At 59.5% G+C, this 15552-nt stretch carries 23 protein-coding genes, 4 tRNA genes and 4 pseudogenes; 12 read left to right on the top strand and 19 right to left on the bottom strand.

Annotated features, from left to right (window positions below; genetic code table 11):
- Positions 1-105: 105 nt before the first annotated feature.
- The 3 genes and pseudogenes from GKE73_RS26865 to GKE73_RS03135 all read right to left on the bottom strand — a co-directional run bounded on the left by GKE73_RS26865 (position 106) and on the right by GKE73_RS03135 (position 2166).
- Entirely contained in the window at positions 106-708 is a 603-nt protein-coding gene (locus tag GKE73_RS26865; RefSeq protein WP_512698912.1) for a PAS domain-containing protein, read from the bottom strand.
- Between the two features lie 79 nt (positions 709-787).
- Positions 788-1282: pseudogene (locus GKE73_RS03140) on the bottom strand (PAS domain-containing protein); the annotation flags it as partial.
- A 356-nt stretch (positions 1283-1638) separates the two neighbouring features.
- Positions 1639-2166, bottom strand: a complete 528-nt coding sequence (locus tag GKE73_RS03135) for a hypothetical protein (RefSeq protein WP_230369060.1) — start codon at positions 2164-2166, stop codon at positions 1639-1641.
- Between the two features lie 174 nt (positions 2167-2340).
- Between GKE73_RS03135 and GKE73_RS03130 the strand changes: the two genes are divergently transcribed.
- Together GKE73_RS03130 and GKE73_RS22310 are read left to right on the top strand one after the other, a co-directional pair.
- On the top strand, positions 2341-3408 hold the full coding sequence (locus GKE73_RS03130; protein WP_230371386.1) for an ABC transporter substrate-binding protein: 1068 nt from the start codon (positions 2341-2343) through the stop codon (positions 3406-3408).
- Positions 3380-3508, top strand: coding sequence for a hypothetical protein (locus GKE73_RS22310; protein ID WP_280954723.1), 129 nt, complete (start codon positions 3380-3382; stop codon positions 3506-3508). The genes GKE73_RS03130 and GKE73_RS22310 overlap by 29 nt, the downstream gene beginning before the upstream one ends.
- A gap of 8 nt (positions 3509-3516) precedes the next feature.
- Here GKE73_RS22310 and GKE73_RS03125 read toward each other — a convergent pair whose 3' ends face one another.
- The 6 genes from GKE73_RS03125 to GKE73_RS03100 are packed head-to-tail and all read right to left on the bottom strand — an operon-like array spanning position 3517 to position 5235.
- The gene (locus GKE73_RS03125; RefSeq protein WP_230369059.1) at positions 3517-3927 is read right to left on the bottom strand and encodes a pirin family protein; all 411 of its coding nucleotides are present in this window, start codon (positions 3925-3927) and stop codon (positions 3517-3519) included.
- On the bottom strand, positions 3899-4186 hold the full coding sequence (locus GKE73_RS03120; protein WP_230369058.1) for a pirin family protein: 288 nt from the start codon (positions 4184-4186) through the stop codon (positions 3899-3901). The genes GKE73_RS03125 and GKE73_RS03120 overlap by 29 nt, the downstream gene beginning before the upstream one ends.
- Positions 4183-4377 (bottom strand): hypothetical protein, encoded by a 195-nt coding sequence (locus GKE73_RS03115; RefSeq protein WP_230369057.1) that lies wholly within the window; start codon positions 4375-4377, stop codon positions 4183-4185. The genes GKE73_RS03120 and GKE73_RS03115 overlap by 4 nt, the downstream gene beginning before the upstream one ends.
- 21 nt (positions 4378-4398) lie before the next feature.
- Positions 4399-4599 (bottom strand): pirin-like C-terminal cupin domain-containing protein, encoded by a 201-nt coding sequence (locus GKE73_RS03110; protein WP_312854349.1) that lies wholly within the window; start codon positions 4597-4599, stop codon positions 4399-4401.
- Positions 4600-4619: 20 nt separating this feature from the next.
- The gene (locus tag GKE73_RS03105) at positions 4620-5102 is read right to left on the bottom strand and encodes a pirin family protein (protein ID WP_230369055.1); all 483 of its coding nucleotides are present in this window, start codon (positions 5100-5102) and stop codon (positions 4620-4622) included.
- Positions 5086-5235: a cupin domain-containing protein gene (locus tag GKE73_RS03100; protein ID WP_230369054.1), complete on the bottom strand. Its 150-nt coding sequence runs from the start codon at positions 5233-5235 to the stop codon at positions 5086-5088. The genes GKE73_RS03105 and GKE73_RS03100 overlap by 17 nt, the downstream gene beginning before the upstream one ends.
- A 150-nt stretch (positions 5236-5385) precedes the next feature.
- Here GKE73_RS03100 and GKE73_RS03095 point away from each other — a divergent pair, with 150 nt between their 5' ends.
- Genes GKE73_RS03095 through GKE73_RS03080 form a run of 4 tightly spaced genes read left to right on the top strand, consistent with a single transcriptional unit; the run spans position 5386 to position 6193 of the window.
- Entirely contained in the window at positions 5386-5568 is a 183-nt protein-coding gene (locus tag GKE73_RS03095; protein ID WP_230369053.1) for a helix-turn-helix domain-containing protein, read from the top strand.
- On the top strand, positions 5559-5798 hold the full coding sequence (locus GKE73_RS03090) for a LysR family transcriptional regulator (RefSeq protein WP_230369052.1): 240 nt from the start codon (positions 5559-5561) through the stop codon (positions 5796-5798). The genes GKE73_RS03095 and GKE73_RS03090 overlap by 10 nt, the downstream gene beginning before the upstream one ends.
- Positions 5767-5943 (top strand): type 2 periplasmic-binding domain-containing protein, encoded by a 177-nt coding sequence (locus GKE73_RS03085; protein WP_376767263.1) that lies wholly within the window; start codon positions 5767-5769, stop codon positions 5941-5943. Before GKE73_RS03090 ends, GKE73_RS03085 begins: the two co-directional genes overlap by 32 nt.
- 7 nt (positions 5944-5950) lie before the next feature.
- Positions 5951-6193, top strand: a complete 243-nt coding sequence (locus tag GKE73_RS03080) for a LysR substrate-binding domain-containing protein (RefSeq protein ID WP_230369050.1) — start codon at positions 5951-5953, stop codon at positions 6191-6193.
- A gap of 168 nt (positions 6194-6361) precedes the next feature.
- On the opposite strand, the gene GKE73_RS03075 is transcribed toward GKE73_RS03080, so the two are convergent.
- The 5 genes from GKE73_RS03075 to GKE73_RS03055 form a co-directional block, all read right to left on the bottom strand.
- Complete coding sequence (locus tag GKE73_RS03075; protein WP_230369049.1) at positions 6362-7045, bottom strand: GntR family transcriptional regulator; 684 nt, start codon at positions 7043-7045, stop codon at positions 6362-6364.
- 151 nt (positions 7046-7196) lie between these two features.
- Positions 7197-7272 (bottom strand) — tRNA-His (locus GKE73_RS03070).
- A 49-nt stretch (positions 7273-7321) separates the two neighbouring features.
- A tRNA-His gene (locus GKE73_RS03065) sits at positions 7322-7397 on the bottom strand.
- Positions 7398-7417: 20 nt separating this feature from the next.
- Positions 7418-7494 (bottom strand) — tRNA-Arg (locus GKE73_RS03060).
- Between the two features lie 24 nt (positions 7495-7518).
- Positions 7519-7596, bottom strand: a tRNA-Pro gene (locus GKE73_RS03055).
- 114 nt (positions 7597-7710) lie between these two features.
- On the opposite strand from GKE73_RS03055, the pseudogene folD reads away from it, so the two are divergent.
- The 4 genes and pseudogenes from folD to GKE73_RS03035 all read left to right on the top strand — a co-directional run bounded on the left by folD (position 7711) and on the right by GKE73_RS03035 (position 10322).
- Positions 7711-8558 (top strand): annotated as a pseudogene (gene folD, locus GKE73_RS03050) (bifunctional methylenetetrahydrofolate dehydrogenase/methenyltetrahydrofolate cyclohydrolase FolD).
- 101 nt (positions 8559-8659) lie between these two features.
- Positions 8660-9523 (top strand): annotated as a pseudogene (gene purU, locus GKE73_RS03045) (formyltetrahydrofolate deformylase).
- Between the two features lie 119 nt (positions 9524-9642).
- Complete coding sequence (locus GKE73_RS03040) at positions 9643-10119, top strand: hypothetical protein (RefSeq protein WP_230369048.1); 477 nt, start codon at positions 9643-9645, stop codon at positions 10117-10119.
- Positions 10120-10166: 47 nt separating this feature from the next.
- Positions 10167-10322 carry a hypothetical protein gene (locus tag GKE73_RS03035; protein ID WP_230369047.1) on the top strand — a complete coding sequence of 52 codons (156 nt, stop codon included), beginning with the start codon at positions 10167-10169 and terminating at the stop codon, positions 10320-10322.
- A 196-nt stretch (positions 10323-10518) separates the two neighbouring features.
- Here GKE73_RS03035 and GKE73_RS03030 read toward each other — a convergent pair whose 3' ends face one another.
- Genes GKE73_RS03030 through GKE73_RS03020 form a run of 3 tightly spaced genes read right to left on the bottom strand, consistent with a single transcriptional unit; the run spans position 10519 to position 12114 of the window.
- Positions 10519-10758 (bottom strand): hypothetical protein, encoded by a 240-nt coding sequence (locus tag GKE73_RS03030; protein WP_230369046.1) that lies wholly within the window; start codon positions 10756-10758, stop codon positions 10519-10521.
- On the bottom strand, positions 10670-11425 hold the full coding sequence (locus GKE73_RS03025) for a methyltransferase domain-containing protein (protein ID WP_230369045.1): 756 nt from the start codon (positions 11423-11425) through the stop codon (positions 10670-10672). The genes GKE73_RS03030 and GKE73_RS03025 overlap by 89 nt, the downstream gene beginning before the upstream one ends.
- A gap of 56 nt (positions 11426-11481) precedes the next feature.
- Positions 11482-12114 carry a TRAM domain-containing protein gene (locus tag GKE73_RS03020; protein ID WP_230369044.1) on the bottom strand — a complete coding sequence of 211 codons (633 nt, stop codon included), beginning with the start codon at positions 12112-12114 and terminating at the stop codon, positions 11482-11484.
- Positions 12115-12318: 204 nt separating this feature from the next.
- On the opposite strand from GKE73_RS03020, the gene GKE73_RS03015 reads away from it, so the two are divergent.
- Both GKE73_RS03015 and gltX read left to right on the top strand, forming a co-directional pair.
- Entirely contained in the window at positions 12319-13176 is an 858-nt protein-coding gene (locus GKE73_RS03015; RefSeq protein WP_230369043.1) for a L,D-transpeptidase, read from the top strand.
- A 204-nt stretch (positions 13177-13380) separates the two neighbouring features.
- Positions 13381-14777, top strand: a pseudogene (gltX, locus tag GKE73_RS03010) (glutamate--tRNA ligase).
- 242 nt (positions 14778-15019) lie between these two features.
- Here gltX and GKE73_RS03005 read toward each other — a convergent pair.
- A complete protein-coding gene (locus GKE73_RS03005; RefSeq protein ID WP_230369042.1) occupies positions 15020-15202 on the bottom strand; it encodes a hypothetical protein in 183 nt (60 codons plus the stop codon).
- Positions 15203-15241: 39 nt separating this feature from the next.
- Positions 15242-15511, bottom strand: a complete 270-nt coding sequence (gene infA / locus GKE73_RS03000) for a translation initiation factor IF-1 (RefSeq protein ID WP_230369041.1) — start codon at positions 15509-15511, stop codon at positions 15242-15244.
- Between the last annotated feature and the right edge of the window lie 41 nt (positions 15512-15552).

Here is a 15552-nt window from a genome sequence, read left to right as displayed (position 1 = left end):
TCGCGGATCCGGCGCACGATATTGTTAGGCGCGTTCGGCCTGCGCCGTGATTTTTTCCATCACCGGCAGCAGGGTTTCCGGGGTGGCCTTGCCCGGCGCAGACGCTCAATGCAGCTTAGCCTGATAGTTGGCAATGGCCGAGAGCGGCTGGTTCAGCTCATGCGCCAAGGTCGAGGCCATTTCCCCCATGGTGACCAGCCGTGAGGTGGATTGCAGCTGCTGCATCTGCTGTTGATAGCGCTCTTCGGCATCATGCTGCTGCGTGATGTCGGTGAGGATGGCCATGTAGGCGGTGCGGCCGTTGACCCAGCGGATGCTGCGCCGCCGGATGGACAGCCAGCGGCCCGGCGGGTCGATCCACGCTTCGGTTTCGCGCTCGGCTTTTTCGTGCATCAGCCGCGCCAGACGCAGGTCGCAATAGCCGGTGGTGCCCAGTTCGCTGTCCTGCATCGGGTCGAACCACTGGCGGTAGACGTGGTTGCAGAACAGCACTTCCAGCGTTTGTGGCTCGACCACGGCCACGGCGGCATCCAGCCCTTCGATCACGGTCACAAAGCGTTCGTGCGAGGCTTCCATGCGTCGCTGCGCTTCCAGCGGTTCGGTGATGTCGGTGAGCACCGCCATCCAGCCGGTGTGGCGGCCACGGGCATCGATGAGTGGTGAAACCAGAATGTGGGCATCGAATTCTTCGCCGTTTTTGCGCTGCAGGATGGAGTGGAAGCCTTCTGCTGGCGCCCTGGCCAGACAGTGTGTCAGCCAGATCCTGCCGACTGTTTTCGCCTTGTCGCCCCGGCCCCCAGTACGGGTAGGGCGGAGTCAATCCCAACAGTTCGTCTTCGCGGTAGCCGGTGATGGTGCAGAAGGACGGGTTGACGTACGTAATGCGGCCTTCCAGATCGATGGCGCGGATACCCACCATCAGCGAATCTTCCATGGCCTTGCGGAAGGCCGATTCCTGTCGCAACGCCTGTTCGGCCAACTTCTCGGCGGTGATGTCGCGCCCGGAGATATAAACCACATTGCTGGTTACCAGCGGGCTCAAGGCCCAGACGATCCAGCGCGTTTCGCCTTGCCGGGTGATGATGCGGGTTTCGACGTAGCGATCGGCGGTGTCGCTGGCAAACAGTTGCTCGAACACGTCCCGCGCTTTTTCGCGCTGCTCGGCGGGCAGGTAGTTGAGGAACGAGGTGCCGACCAGTTCCTCCGGGCGGTAGCCCAAGTCGGCTTCAAACGCCGGGTTGGCCTGCAAAATGGTGGTGTCGCGGCGCAATACGCCGAGCATTTCTTGCGAGAGCCGGTACACGTGGTCGCGTTCTTGTTCCGCCTCGATGCGGCGCCGGATGTGGCGGTTGAGGCTGATCAGGCTCAATAGCGTCAGTAACGCCATGCCGCCGATCAGGCCCAACTGCAGCAGACGGGCCTGGCTGACCGCCCCGCGCAGCGGACGGGCTTCAATGCTCAAGCCACTGCCGGGCAGTTCCATTTTTTCCCGGATGTCGCTGCGCCAGCGGCTTTGTCCGCTGCGCGCCAGTTCGCGGCCATCGCTGGTGAGCAGTTGCAGCTGATATTTCTCGGTAAACCAGGGCGGGCGGCAGGCGATGCACAAAATTACCGGCATTGAAGATGCCGGCGACGGTGCTAAGCAAACTGGCCGTTCTGGTAAATCGGGACATGCAATTCGAAGCGCCATTCGCCATTGGCCAGCCGGTACGGCGCGCTGTAGGCAAAGCGCCCGCTATCCTGCACCTGACGGAAGGTGGCGCCGGTTACCAGCTGGCTGCCGGGCGAGAGGGGACCATCTTCAAACGGCGCGGTCCAGCGCAGTACGCCACGGTTGTCGGTTTTGATGATGGCCAGCATTTCCGGCGTATTCACCAGTAGCTGCGACGCCTGACTCTGGAAACCGGCCTCGTCCAGCTCGCCGTTGCCCACGCCGCGCGCCAGATCGGTGAGCTGGTTGAGGTTGTCTTCCAGCCGCAATTGCAGCGTTTGTTCGGCCCACAGCGCATCGCGTGCCAGACTGGTTTTCAGCTGCTCTGCTTCGCGCGCATCCAGCGTCCACAACATGACGGCCATCGTGAGGAAAAACAGCACGATGGTGGTGTTGGGAAACAGGCGATACCACTTGCCAAAGCGGCGAATATCGTAAAAGCGGGGTGTGCGCATGGGATCGGGTTTTCGGCCAACTTGGCGTGGCTAACGGTCACAAGGCTTGCAGTGTACGACATGGCGCCGCCGCTGGCAGCTAGGGTTACTCCGTGGCCGCAGGGTAGTGCGCGGCTTGAGTGATGGGCGGGCAGACGGTAATCTGGCTTCAACTCTTGCTCCGGTGTTGTGGTGATGACCTTGCTCAAGATCGTCGGTCTGTTGTGCGTGTGTGGTTCGGCCATGGCGGCGCCGTTGGCGCCGATCCGTATCGGCGTGCCCGGCGCGTATAGTGGCGGCTCATCGCCGATGGGGCTGAGCATGCGCAACGGCATTCGCCTTGCCACGGCAGAAATCAATCGCACCGGTGGTTTGCTGGGTCGGCCGGTGCAGCTGGTGGAGCGCGATGACGGCGGCGTGGCGCGCGGCGTCAGGGTGGCGCAGGAGCTGGTCAACAAGGAACGCGTGGTAGCGGCGGTGGGGTTGGTGAACACCGGCGTGGCGCTGGCGGCGCAGAAAACCTATCAGGATGCCCAAGTGCCGGTGATGACGGCGGTGGCCACTGCGGCCATTCTCACGCGCCAGTTCCAGAACGCGCCGCACGGCTACAACTATATTTTCCGCTTTGCGGCGGCGGATGATCTGCAAGCGCCGCTGATCGTCAAGGAAGCGGTGGAGCGTGCTGGTTATCGCAAGCTAGCGATCTTTGCCGACAATACCAACTATGGCTATCAGGGCGTACTGGAGTTACAAAAATCGCTGGCGCGCTATGGCTTGCGGCCCACGTTTGTCGGGCGCTTCAATTTGCTGGAACGCGACATGGCCAGCCAGCTTGGGCAGGCGCGCCGCGCCGGGACGCAGGCGATTCTGACCTACGCCATTGGCCCAGAGTTGGCCGAACTGGCCAACACGCTGAACCGGCTGGATTGGCGCGTGCCGCTGATCGGCAGCTGGACGCTGTCGATGTCCAATTTCATCGATAATGCCGGGCCCAACGGCGACGGCGCACGCATGGTGCAAACCTTTATTCAGGAAGGCAACACCCCGCGCTTAAGCAGGCGTTTCTGGCCGCTTACCAGAGCAATTTCCACTCACGGCGCATTCCCTCACCGGTGTCGGCGGCGCAAGGCTACGACGCTATGCTGGTGTTGGCACAGGCCATCCGCCGGCCCATTCGCTCGACGGCCGCGCCATTGTCCGGGCGCTGGAAAACCTGAAAACGCCGGTGGAAGGGGTGATTACCACTTACAACCGGCCTTTTGACCATGGCGACCATGAAGCCATCAAACTGCATGTGCCGGTGATCGGCAAGCTCGAGCACGGCCGCGTGGTATACGCCTACCGCGCCGACATGCAGCGTTGATCCGCGCGCTAGGGCAGCGGGATGAATTCCGTCTCGCCCGGCACGGCGGCAAAACGGCCGTGCTGCCAGTCGTCGCGCGCCTGCGCCAGCCGCTCGCGTCGGCTGGAGACAAAATTCCAGTCGAGATAACGTGGCCCGTCCGGCGGCTCGCCGCCCAACAGCATGATGCGGCTGGCGTCCTCTGCCAGCAGTTTGACCTCACTCCCGGCTGATAGCACGCCCAGTTCTCCGGCGTGTAATGGCTCGCCCTCAATCTCAACTGTACCGCTGGCGACATACACCGCGCGCTCGGTATAGTTGGCCGAAAACCCGAGGGTGGCGCCATGTTTCAGCTCGGCGGCTGCATAAATAATCGGGCTGACAAATGGCACTGGCGAGTGCAGGCCCCAGTCATCGCCCATCAGCAGCCGCAGCGTCACACCGTCCTGTTGCCGTTGCGGCAGCGTTTCCGCTCCGGCATGCAGGAAAGCTCTCGCATTCTTCCAGCGCGGTCGGCAACGCCAGCCACATCTGGATGCCTTCCACCGCCAGTCCACCCTTGCGGATATCCTGCGGAATGCGCTCCGAATGCACGATGCCGCGCCCGGCGGTCATCAGGTTGACCGCTCCCGGTTCGATGCGCTGTACCGAGCCAAGGCTGTCGCGGTGCAGCAAGGCACCGCTAAACAGGTAGGTCACGGTGGCCAGACCAATATGCGGGTGTGGCTGGACATCGCCCGCCGTGCCGTGGGCAACAAAGTGTGCTTAAGCCCCATGTGATCGAGAAAGATAAACGGCCCGACATGGCGCACCGCGTGATTCGGCAACAGGCGCCGCACCGGAAAGCCGATGTCGCTCTCGCGACCGGAAAAACGCTGTAACAGGCTCATGTCAGCTGCTCCTTGAAAGGGTTAGAAACGGCCGCTGCGGAAATCGTCAAAGGCGGTTTCCAGTTCCTCGCGGCTGTTCATCACGAACGGCCCCCATTGGGCGATTGGCTCGTTCAGCGGTTGCCCCGCCACCAGCAAGAATCGTGCGCCATCGCGGCTGTGCACGCTTATCCCGGCCGCTTGCGGCGTTTGGCTCAAGATCGCCATCTGGCGCGCCTGCACCGTCTGTGCGGGGCTGTCGCCTAAACTTGCAACGTGCCCTCATAGACATAGAGAAAGGCGTTGTGCGCGGGCGGGATAGGTAGCGTCTCGCTGCCGCTAACGGCATCCAGGTGCACATCCAGATACAGCGGCGCGGTGTGGTCACGCTCAATGGCGCCTACGGTGTCGCCAAAGCGTCCGGCGATGACCTTGACGTGCTGGCCATTGGCGCTGGTTAGTGTTGGGATCTCGCTGGCCGGAATGTCGCGGTACCACGGGCTGACCATCTTGTGGCTGGCGGGCAGGTTGACCCACAACTGGAAGCCGTGCATCAGACCATCTTGTTGCTCCGGAATCTCCGAATGCACGATGCCGCGCCCGGCGGTCATCCACTGCACGCCGCCCGGCCCGAGCAGCCCCTCGTTTCCGGTGCTGTCGCGGTGGCGCATGCGGCCATCCAGCATGTAGGTCACGGTTTCGAAGCCACGGTGCGGATGGTCGGGAAAGTTAGGCGATGTAATCATCCGGATTGTCCGAACGGAACTCGTCCAGCATCAAAAACGGGTCGAGGCGGCGTTGCAGGTTTTGCGTCAACACGCGCAGCAGGCGCACGCTAGCGCCATCCGACACTTCCATGCCATTCACCAGATGTTCCACCGGCGGCTGAGAAACGGGGTTTTCATGTGAGGCTCCACGTCAAAGGTTGGCCGAATACCAGATTCGGCGCGTTAAAAGCATTATTGACGTTGAAAAGCAGATATAAAAGCGCAAAAATTAGCACATAAATATCTAACTATTCGATACGTTATGAGTCTCCCCAAAACCACCACCGAGCAATGGCTGGTGTTGCAAGCCATCGTCGAGCACGGCGGCTTTGCCCAGGCCGCACAGGCGCTGCATCGCAGCCAGTCGTCGGTGAGCTATGCCGTCAGCCGCTTGCAAGAACAACTGGGCGTTGCCCTGTTGCAACCACAAGGCGCATGGTGCTAACCGAAGCTGGCCAAGTACTGCTGCGCGAGGCCGGTGGGCTGATCGCGGCGATGCAGCGGCTGGAAGACAAGGCCAGACTGCTAACGCAGGGCTGGGAAGCAGAGGTGCGGCTGGCGGTGGATAGCCTGTTTCCAACGGAATTATTGCTGCTTAACCTTGGCGCAATTTGCCGCACACTGCCCGGCGGTGCGCCTGCAAATGCACGAAGTGGTGATGTCCGGGGCGGATGATGCCCTGCACGCCGGTACCGTGGATTTGGCTGTGGCCGGACGTGTGCCGCAAGGGTTTCTGGGTGATTGGCTGCTGGATGCCGATTTCGTCGCCTGTGCCGCGCCCACGCACGCCTTGCTGCATCTGCTAAGCGCCGCTGGATGAGCGTGCCTTGCATGACCATACCCAAGTGGTGGTGCGCGATTCCGGCCAGCGCCAGCCGCGTGATGAAGGCTGGCTTGGCCCGTCGCCACGCTGGACGGTATCCAGCAGCGAAACGGCGATTGCCACAGTGGAACAAGGTCTGGCCTTTGGCTGGTTGCCTTACCACCGGGTGCGCGAGCAGCTGGAAAGCGGGCGGCTCAAACCGTTGCCGCTGGTAAGTGGCCGGTGCGCAAGGCGTCGTTGTATTTGATCAGCGCCAACCCGGCCGGAGCCGGGCCTGCCACGTGCTATCTGGCGGACTGTCTGCGTCAGCAGGTGACAAAGCAGGTAAACGGCGAAAGCGTTGTCCAGACAAACTTTCGGCCAACCTGATGAGGGTTGGCCGAAACGGAGCGGGGCAACAGCGGCAAGGGTGCGCTTAACGGGCCGGTTGCTCCTGCTGCTGTTGCAGCAAATAGCTTTCCAGCGCATGGTAAGCGGACAGAATGTGGAAGCGGATGAACTCGGCGGCCTCATCGGCGGCACCGGCTTTGCACAGCTCCAGCAGTCGCGTGTGTTCTTCGTGCGCCCGTTCCATGGTGTGAGTGAACAGAATCTGCATGCGCGTGTAGCGGTCGGTCTTGTTATGCAGCTGTTCAATCAATGCCAGCGTATTGGGGCGTTTGGCGGCGCGGTAGAGCGCCAGATGAAACCGCGAGTTCAGTTCACCCCAATGGCGCACATCGTTGGTATTGAGCGCCACTTCAAATTGCTTGAGCGTCTGGGTGGCCAGTTCATGATCGGCCGCCGTCTGGCAGGGGATGGAGGCTTTCAGCACCGAGCTTTCCAGCATGGCGCGGATATCCAGTAGCTCCAGTACGTCTTCGAGCGACAGCTTGGAAACCAGCGCTCCCTTGTGATCGATGATCTGGATGAGGCCTTCAGCCTCCAGTTGGCGCAAAGCCTCGCGGACGGGCACACGGCTGACGCCATATTCGTTGGAAAGCGCTTCCTGACGCAATTGCTGGCCGTCGACAAACTCCCCGGACAAAATGCGGGAACGGAGGGATTCGGTAACGGCACTGGTGAGCGTCTGGCGCTTGATCGGCTGCAGGGTTGTCATGGTTGTGTGGTGCTGTCAGTCAATCTTGGATACATGCAGATGTATTCAATTATACGGGCCTTGGCGAGCCAGACAATAGAATAATCCTTCTATGTTCTACTGATGGGGCACAAAAATGACAAAGCCCGGACATGCCGGGCTTTGGAAATGATGGGGTGGATGATGGGGCTCGAACCCACGACAACCGGAATCACAATCCGGGACTCTACCAACTGAGCTACATCCACCGCCGTAACGGTGTGGACACCGGCTGGGCACCGATAATCCGAAATAGGGTGGGGTGGATGATGGGGCTCGAACCCACGACAACCGGAATCACAATCCGGGACTCTACCAACTGAGCTACATCCACCACAGTTACAACTTTAAGCTTGGTGCGCCCGACAGGACTCGAACCTGTAACCCCCGGCTTAGAAGGCCGGTGCTCTATCCGGTTGAGCTACGGGCGCTCACATCGGGCTGCTTGTGTGTTCTGGTCGGGGCGGCGGGATTCGAACTCGCGACCCCCTGATCCCAAATCAGGTGCGCTACCAGGGCTGCGCTACGCCCCGACGACAGAGTCCGCAACTATACGGATAGGTCTCCCCCTTGTCAATACCGGTTGAGTAATCATGGCAAAAAATGAGAAAATCACCCTTTCGGACCAGTTCCAGACGGATTAAAGCATGTCGGCACAACTCATTGATGGCAAAGCAGTAGCGGAAAAACTGATCGGTCGCGTAAGCGAGGGCGTGCAAGCCCGCGTGGCAGCCGGTAAACGGGCCCCGGCGCTTGCCGTGATTCTGGTGGGCGACAACCCGGCCTCCAGCATCTATGTACGCAACAAAAAGCGCTCGTGCGAAAAGGCGTGCGTTCGGTGGCTTACGATCTGCCGGGTAGTACCAGCCGGGACGAGCTGTTGGCCATCATCGACCAACTCAATGCTGACGCCTCCATTGACGGCATTCTGGTGCAGCTGCCGCTGCCCAAGCAGATCGATCCGCAAGCCGTGATCGAACGCATCGATCCGAAAAAGGACGTGGATGGTTTCCATCCGTATAACGTTGGCCGACTGGCCATCAAGATGCCGCTGCTGCGCCCGTGTACCCCGCGCGGCGTGATGACGCTGCTGGAAGAATACGGCATCGACCCGAAAGGCAAGAAAGCCGTAATCGTGGGTGCCTCCAATATTGTTGGCCGCCCGCAAGCGCTGGAAATGTTGCTGGCGCGCGCCACGGTAACGGTGTGCCACAGTGCTACCGCTGACCTGGCTAAAGAAGTGGCCGATGCCGACATCGTGGTCGCCGCCGTGGGGATTCCCAACTTCGTCAAAGGCGAATGGATCAAGCCGGGCGCCGTCGTGATCGATGTGGGTATCAACCGTCTGGACGATGGCAGCATCTGCGGTGACGTCGAATTTGCCGTTGCCCGCGAGCGTGCCGGTTTCATTACGCCGGTGCCGGGTGGCGTTGGCCCGATGACGGTGGCCACGCTGCTACAAAATACGCTGGATTCGGCCAACCTTAACGCCTGATGGCACCTGGCTGATGAGGGCGCCACGGTGCGCGGAGACTCGATCCTCCGCCGCTGTGGCGTTTTGCATTTCTCCCTGACCACAACACGAGACAACTGGACATGAGCCAAAACACCACTTCGGCCACGTTGCTGATCAATGCGCCAGACAAAAAAGGTCTGGTAGCCGCGATCGCCAATTTTCTGGTGACCTATAACGCCAACATCATGCATGCGGACCAGCATCAGGACACCAGCGAAAACCTGTTCCTGATGCGGGTGCAGTGGGATCTGGAGGGCTTTACCCTGCCGATGGATGCCTTCGCCGCCGCGTTCCAGCCGATAGCCGATGAACACCACATGCGCTGGAGCGTGTCGCTGTCGGCACGCAAGCCGCGCATGGCCATTTTTGTCTCCAAGTACGAACACTGTCTGGCCGACTTGTTGCACCGCTGGCGCATTGGCGAGTTGGGCTGCGATATTCCGCTGGTGATTTCCAATCACGAAGATTGCCGCCGTCTGGTGGAGTTCAACGGCATCCCCTTCCACGTGATCCCGGTGACGCGTGACAACAAGGCCGAAGCCGAAGCGGAGCAGTTCCGTCTGCTGGACGAAGTAAGCGTGGATTTCATCGTGCTGGCGCGTTACATGCAGGTGCTTTCGGCCAACTTCGTGCAACGCTACCCCAACCGCGTAATCAACATTCACCACAGCTTCCTGTAGGCGTTTGATGGTGCCAAGCCGTATCACCGCGCCTTTGCCCGCGGCGTGAAGCTGATTGGTGCCACCAGCCATTATGTGACCGAGGATCTGGACGAAGGCCCGATCATCGAGCAGGAAGTGATGCGCATCTCCCATCGTGACGAAGTGGAAGACCTGATTCAGAAAGGGCGCGATCTGGAAAAAGTGGTATTGTCACGTGCCGTGCGCTGGCATGTGGATCACCGCATTCTGTCGTACAGCAACAAAACCGTTATCTTTGACTAAGGCCCGTTCATGTTCCGTCTGCTGATTGACGATGCCATCGACCTCCTGCGTTTTCGCGTCAAACCGCTGGAGGCTTACCAGTACCCGGCCCGGCTGCTTAAGCACTGGCACTGACCCTGTTGGCGGTGATCGGCAGTGCAGGTGCTTCGGATCTGGGGGACGACATCGGCGGGCGCATGACGTTTCTGGTGTTGTTTACCTGGCTGGAAACGCTGTGTTTTGCCCAGTTCATGGGCGTCTGGTTACGCTTGGCCAAATGGAAGCAAACCGGTTCGCTGTTCGGCCTGATTGTCGTGGCCAATGCCCTGCAGTTTGTCGAACCGCTGACCAGCTGGCTGCCCGATCAGGGGGCCATGGTGGCCGACATGGTGCTGTCGCTGATTGAAGTGATGGTGCTGATCAATGCGCTGGCGCAAGTGTCCGGCGTTTCCCGCCTGCGGGTCTTGCTTGGCATTCTGTTGTTTTCACCGTTGGCGCTGGTGTTGTTGGCCGCCTCCTTGTCGCTGGCTAGCGCACAAGGTTGGGTGAAGTTGCCTGCCGAGCTGATGCAGTCGGTTCAGGGCGTCTCGTCTGGCGGAGCGTCCAAGGCATTCTGAAGACCTCGAGTCAGTGCAGTGGCCGAGAGCGGCGCGTTCACCATGGTGTGAAACGCGCCGTTTTTATAAAGAGCCAGCGCGGGCAGATGGAAAATCTCGAATTCACGCGCCAGCGCCGGGCTGACGGCAACATCCACATAAACCAGATGGTCATCAGGCTGACCATCACATTAAATCCTTACGTGCTCCCCGTTCACTTCTGACGGTACTGCGGAAGTACCACACCTTGGCACGCCTTCCTGCACGCAAAGTAAACCCCGGTATCCGCGTATCCTTGATTTCAACACGTGAATCCGGGGTCTTCATTCTGGAAATGTAGCTGTCGGTAAGGTGCGCGTGCATCGCTCGCTCCGGGGTGACAACTGGGGTCGAGCAATACAAGCAAACACCAAAAACAGCTTATTCCTTGGCTATAGCGCCTTCAGTTCCGGCAGCCGTTTCCCGCTCTTGCTGCTGGGCGGCGCTTCTGGCGTCGTAGTAGTCCTTGTTGGCCAGATAGTGCTGACGTCGGGCTTCCTTGGCAGCGGCTTTTTCGGCCAACTCCGCCTTTTTACGGGCTTCTGCTTCGGCTTCCTGCTGTTTGCGGGCCTGACGTTTTGCTTCGCGTTCGGCTTCTTCGGCGGCTTCCAGTGCATCCATCTCGGCGCGGCTCTTGCATGGGCCGGTCTTCTCGAACCAGGGCGACGGACTCGACGTGGGCGGTGTGCGGGAACATGTTAATGATGCCTGCGGCCTTCAGCGTGTAGCCCTTGGTGTGCACCAGAATCCCCGCATCGCGGGCCAGCGTGGCCGGGTTGCAGGAGACGTAGACGATACGCGGTGGTGCGGTTTCCTCGGTGAGGGCTTTGAGTAGTTGCACGGCACCATCGCGTGGGGGGTCGATCAGCATTTTGTCGAACTTGCCTAGCGCCGCAAAGCTGTCCTCGGTGACTTCGAACAGGTTGGCCATCTCATAGCTGACTTTGTCCTGCAAGCCGTTGTGGGTGGCGTTTTCCACCGCCCGCTTGACCAGTGCTTCGCTGCCTTCCATGCCGTGTACGGTGGCGCCGGAGCGGGCAATCGGCAGGGTGAAGTTGCCGATGCCGCAGAACATGTCGGCAATGCGCTCGCCCGGTTGCGGATCAAGAAACTTCAATGCTCGCGCCACCATGACGCCATTGATCTGCGGGTTCACCCGGGTGAATTCGGTCGGGTAATACGGCATGTCGATGTTGAAGCCCGGCAAGCTGTAGCTCAGCTTGGGAACATCCAGCGGGTAGAACGGATAGCAGGTGTCCGGCCCTTTGGGCTGCAACCAGATTTGCAACGGCTAAGCCCGGTTGGCTGTGCCGGTCGGCAAAGGCTTTCAGGATGGCCTCGTCGTCAGCGGTGATCGGGTCCATGTTGCGGAACACCAGTATGTCCAGCTTGTCGCCCACGGCCACTTCCACTTGTGGCAGGCGGTTGCGGATGGACAGACGGATGATCATCTCGCGCATCGGCACGATCAGGTCGGAAATATGCGCTAAGCAGGATATGGCACTCGCGCATGTCGACAATGTAACTGGAGCGCTTTTCATGAAAGCCAACCAGCACGCCGCCTTTCTTCTCGACCAGGCGCACGGAGAGTCGGGCGCGGTGGCGGTAGTTCCGTGGCCGGGTAGAAGCGATAGGCGTCAGAATGCGTTCTGCCGAGACCTTGCCCAGATGCTTGAGGTTGTCTTCCAGTACCCGCTGCTTGATGGCCACTTGCGCACTAAATTCCACATGCTGCATCGAACAGCCACCGCACACACCAAAATGCGGACAGCGCGGTGTGGCACGCATGAAACTCTCTTTTATGACGGCGGTGGCGTCGGCGTTCTCGTACGTGGGTTTTTTGCGGTAAGCGCTGTATAGTACTTTTTCATACGGCAAAGCGCCGTCAATGAAAATGGTCTTGCCCTCGACATGAGCAATCCCTCGGCCCTCGTGGTCCAGAGATTCGACAAGGGCAACATTTTTTGTGTGAGTCATGGTTTTGCGTGGCAAATCAGACAAGTAAAACGCCAATTTTCTCAAAAACCGGGCCGGACCGCAGCGGTTTTTGCATACTGGGCGATTAGCGGCTTTCTGGTAGAATTTCATCAATATAGTGATACAGGATAATGGTGCAGAATGATCAAGTCGGTATGTAAGTGGATGGCAGGCTCGATGCTTTTGTTGCTGGGGTGGTAAGCCATGGCGGCCATGCCGCAGCCGGATGTGCCGGTAAACTCATCCGGATTGCATCTGGTGGTCAATTTGCCGCAGGCCCGGCTGTTTCTGTATCAGGATGGTCAGCTGGCCAAGATTTATCCGGTGGCGGTGGGCAAAATGCTGACCCAGACGCCGATTGGCAGCTATGACATTACCGGTGTGTACCATGCCCCCAGCTGGCATGTGCCCAAATCGATTCAGGAAGAAATGAAGAAACAGGGCAAACCGGTGCTAACGGTTGTGCCTCCCGGCCCGGAAAATCCGTTGGGGCCGGTGTTTATCCGCTTTGGCGCGGCCAAGTTGGGATTGGGTTTTCATGGCACCAATGTACCGTCTTCCGTGCCGGGTTTCCGTAGTCACGGATGTATCCGGTTGAAGAACGATGATGCGCTTGATCTGGCTGGGGCAGTGTCACCGGGCGCGGCGGTTACCGTGGCGTATCAGACGGTTTTGCTGAATGAGGACCGTGCTGGGGAATTGTGGCTGACCGCGTACCGTAACCATTACAAGCAGGACGACCCGTCATTCCGCTCATTGGCGGATGTGCTGCTTAACTGGCAGAAAGAAAAAGGCGTAGCCGTGGTGGGCAAGCGCGTGGACGCCGCCTTGCGTGAACGTTCCGGCAAACCGGTCTGCCTGACCTGCAAAACCACGGGTAAAGCCAAAGTCAGTGGCGAACTGGTGGCTGTGCACTGGTTGACCAACGGCACTGGCGAACCTGCCAATGTCCAGCCGCAGCAGGACAAGCTGGACGCTCCGGCTGGTGTGCAGGCGGGTAATCACGAAAACATGCGCTCTGCTGTCAAGCGCAAGGCCGGTAAACCGGCATTGGCTCTTTAACGCAGACGGGCCGGGACAGGATTGTCCCGGCCTTGCTGTCTGTGTCCTCGGGCCTGTCGGTTCGGCCAACCTTGTCTGCCTCGGGTTTTTCTCTGATTTCACCGCAGCGATGCTGCTGCCACACGCTTTCCCGCATTCCCGTTTGTAAGCCTTTTTGCCGACGGCGTAGAATAACGCCTTTACTTCTTCGACCAAGCATCTTCCATCATGATCCGTACCCGTTTCGCCCCGAGCCCCACCGGTTATTTGCATATCGGCGGCGTGCGCACCGCGCTCTTTTCCGGGCTTTTGCCCGTAAGCATCACGGCACGTTTGTGCTGCGTATCGAAGATACCGATCTGGAACGCTCCACGCCGGAATCGGTCAAGGCCATTCTGGATGGCATCAACTGGGTGGGGCTGGATTATGACGAAGGCCCGTTCTACCAGACGCAGCGTTTTGACCGCTACAAAGAAGTGATCCAGCAATTGCTGGATAGTGGCCATGCCTACCGTTGCTACTGCAGCAAGGAAGAGCTGGAAACCATGCGTGCCGAACAGGAAGCGCGTGGCGAAAAACCCCGTTACGACCGCCGCTGGCGCCCGGAAGAGGGCAAGGTGCTGCCAGCCGTGCCGGAAGGTGTTGAGCCGGTTATCCGCTTCAAGACACCGCTCACCGGTTCGGTTGGTTGGGACGATGCGGTAAAAGGTCATATCGAATTCCAGAACGAAGAACTGGACGACCTGATCATCGCCCGTCCGGATGGCAGCCCCACCTACAACTTCTGTGTGGTGATCGATGACTGGGACATGAATATCACCCACGTGATTCGTGGCGATGACCATGTCAACAACACCCCGCGCCAGATCAATATCCTGAAAGCGCTGGGTGCACCGCTGCCGGTGTACGGCCATCTACCGATGATCCTGAATGAAGACGGCCACAAGATGTCCAAACGCCGCGACGCCGTGAGCGTGGTGGAATATGCCGACAAAGGCATCCTGCCGGAGGCGCTGCTCAACTATCTGGCACGCCCGGGTTGGGGACATGGTGATGACGAGTTCTTTACCATGGAGCAGTTTGTTGAATGGTTCAGTCTGGAAGCCGTCAGCCCGTCAGCCAGCCGCTTCAATCAGGAAAAATTCCTGTGGCTGAATGCCCAGCACATCAAGGCGGCCGATAATCAAAGGTTGGCCGAACTGATTACCCCACGACTGCAGAATAACGGGATCGACATCACGCAAGGGCCGGTCTTGAGCGATGTAGTGGCCTTGCTCAAAGACCGCGTGCAGGAACTGAACACGCTGGCGCAAGAAGCAGACTATTTCTACCGCAAGCGCCAACCGGCCGCGGCGGATGTGGAAAAACATCTGTCGGATGACTCCAAAGCGCGTATGGCGCGTTTTGCCGAGCAGTTGCAGGCGCTGACCGAGTGGACGGCGGAAAGCATTCACGATTTGTTCAAGCCGTTCTGCACGGCCGAAGGCATCAAGATGGGCTTGCTGGGCATGCCGCTGCGCGTGCTGGTGTGCGGCACCACGCACACGCCGTCTGTGGATGCGGTACTGGCCCTGATCGGCAAGGATGAGGTTCTGCGCCGACTGCGTGAAGCCTTGGCCTGAGTTGGCTGTTTTCGGCCAACCACGGCCATCAGCTGCCGCCCCGCTATCCGTCAGGAAGCGGGGTTTTTCTTTGGGGAATGCGTCAATGCCGGAACACACTAGTGCCTGATGCGGTATCAACAGGCGGTAGGGCGAAAAAGGATGGAAAGTGGCGAGAGAGGCCAACCCCTCCATGGTCCTGTCTCAGGGCCGTGGGCGACAAAGCGGGCAGGGGGTTGGCTCTTCTAGTGTATTGCTGTCGGTTAGCGCACAGCCCCAATATAGGCCTCGCCGTGATAGCGAGCGCAAGTCTCGCCAAAAGCCGAGCGAAAGGTCACCGGGCAGTGGCGCCCCATCTTGCTGATGGCAATGACTTCAAAAGCGACAGAATGAGTATCGTGCTGTTCGGTGACCAGGTCACCGAGTTGTAATTCGTTTATTTTCAAGTGAATTCCAGAGCAAAGCCGCCAGAGCGGGCTTGCCTATTAGTGACGGCGCGGACGCGGACCAGGTCCCGGCATGCCTTCGACACGAGCGGTCGGGTGACGGAAGTTGATGCGCCCTTTGGTCAGATCGTACGGAGACATTTCCACGGTCACGCGGTCGCCCACCAAGACGCGGATACGGTGCATTTTCATTTTGCCAGAACCGTAAGCCAAAATTTCTACATCATTATCCAGACGTACACGGAAACGGGATTCCGGCAGCATTTCAATGACAACGCCTTGCAGTTCGATCATGTCTTCTTTTGACATTCCATTCCTTTCTTAATGACGGGTAGCCACGACTCCCGTCG

Origin of the sequence: Paludibacterium denitrificans, assembly GCF_009707705.1 — a bacterium.
Lineage (GTDB): Bacteria > Pseudomonadota > Gammaproteobacteria > Burkholderiales > Chromobacteriaceae > Paludibacterium_A > Paludibacterium_A denitrificans.
Note: the sequence above shows the minus strand (reverse complement) of the source record. Positions and strands in the feature narration are given on the sequence as shown.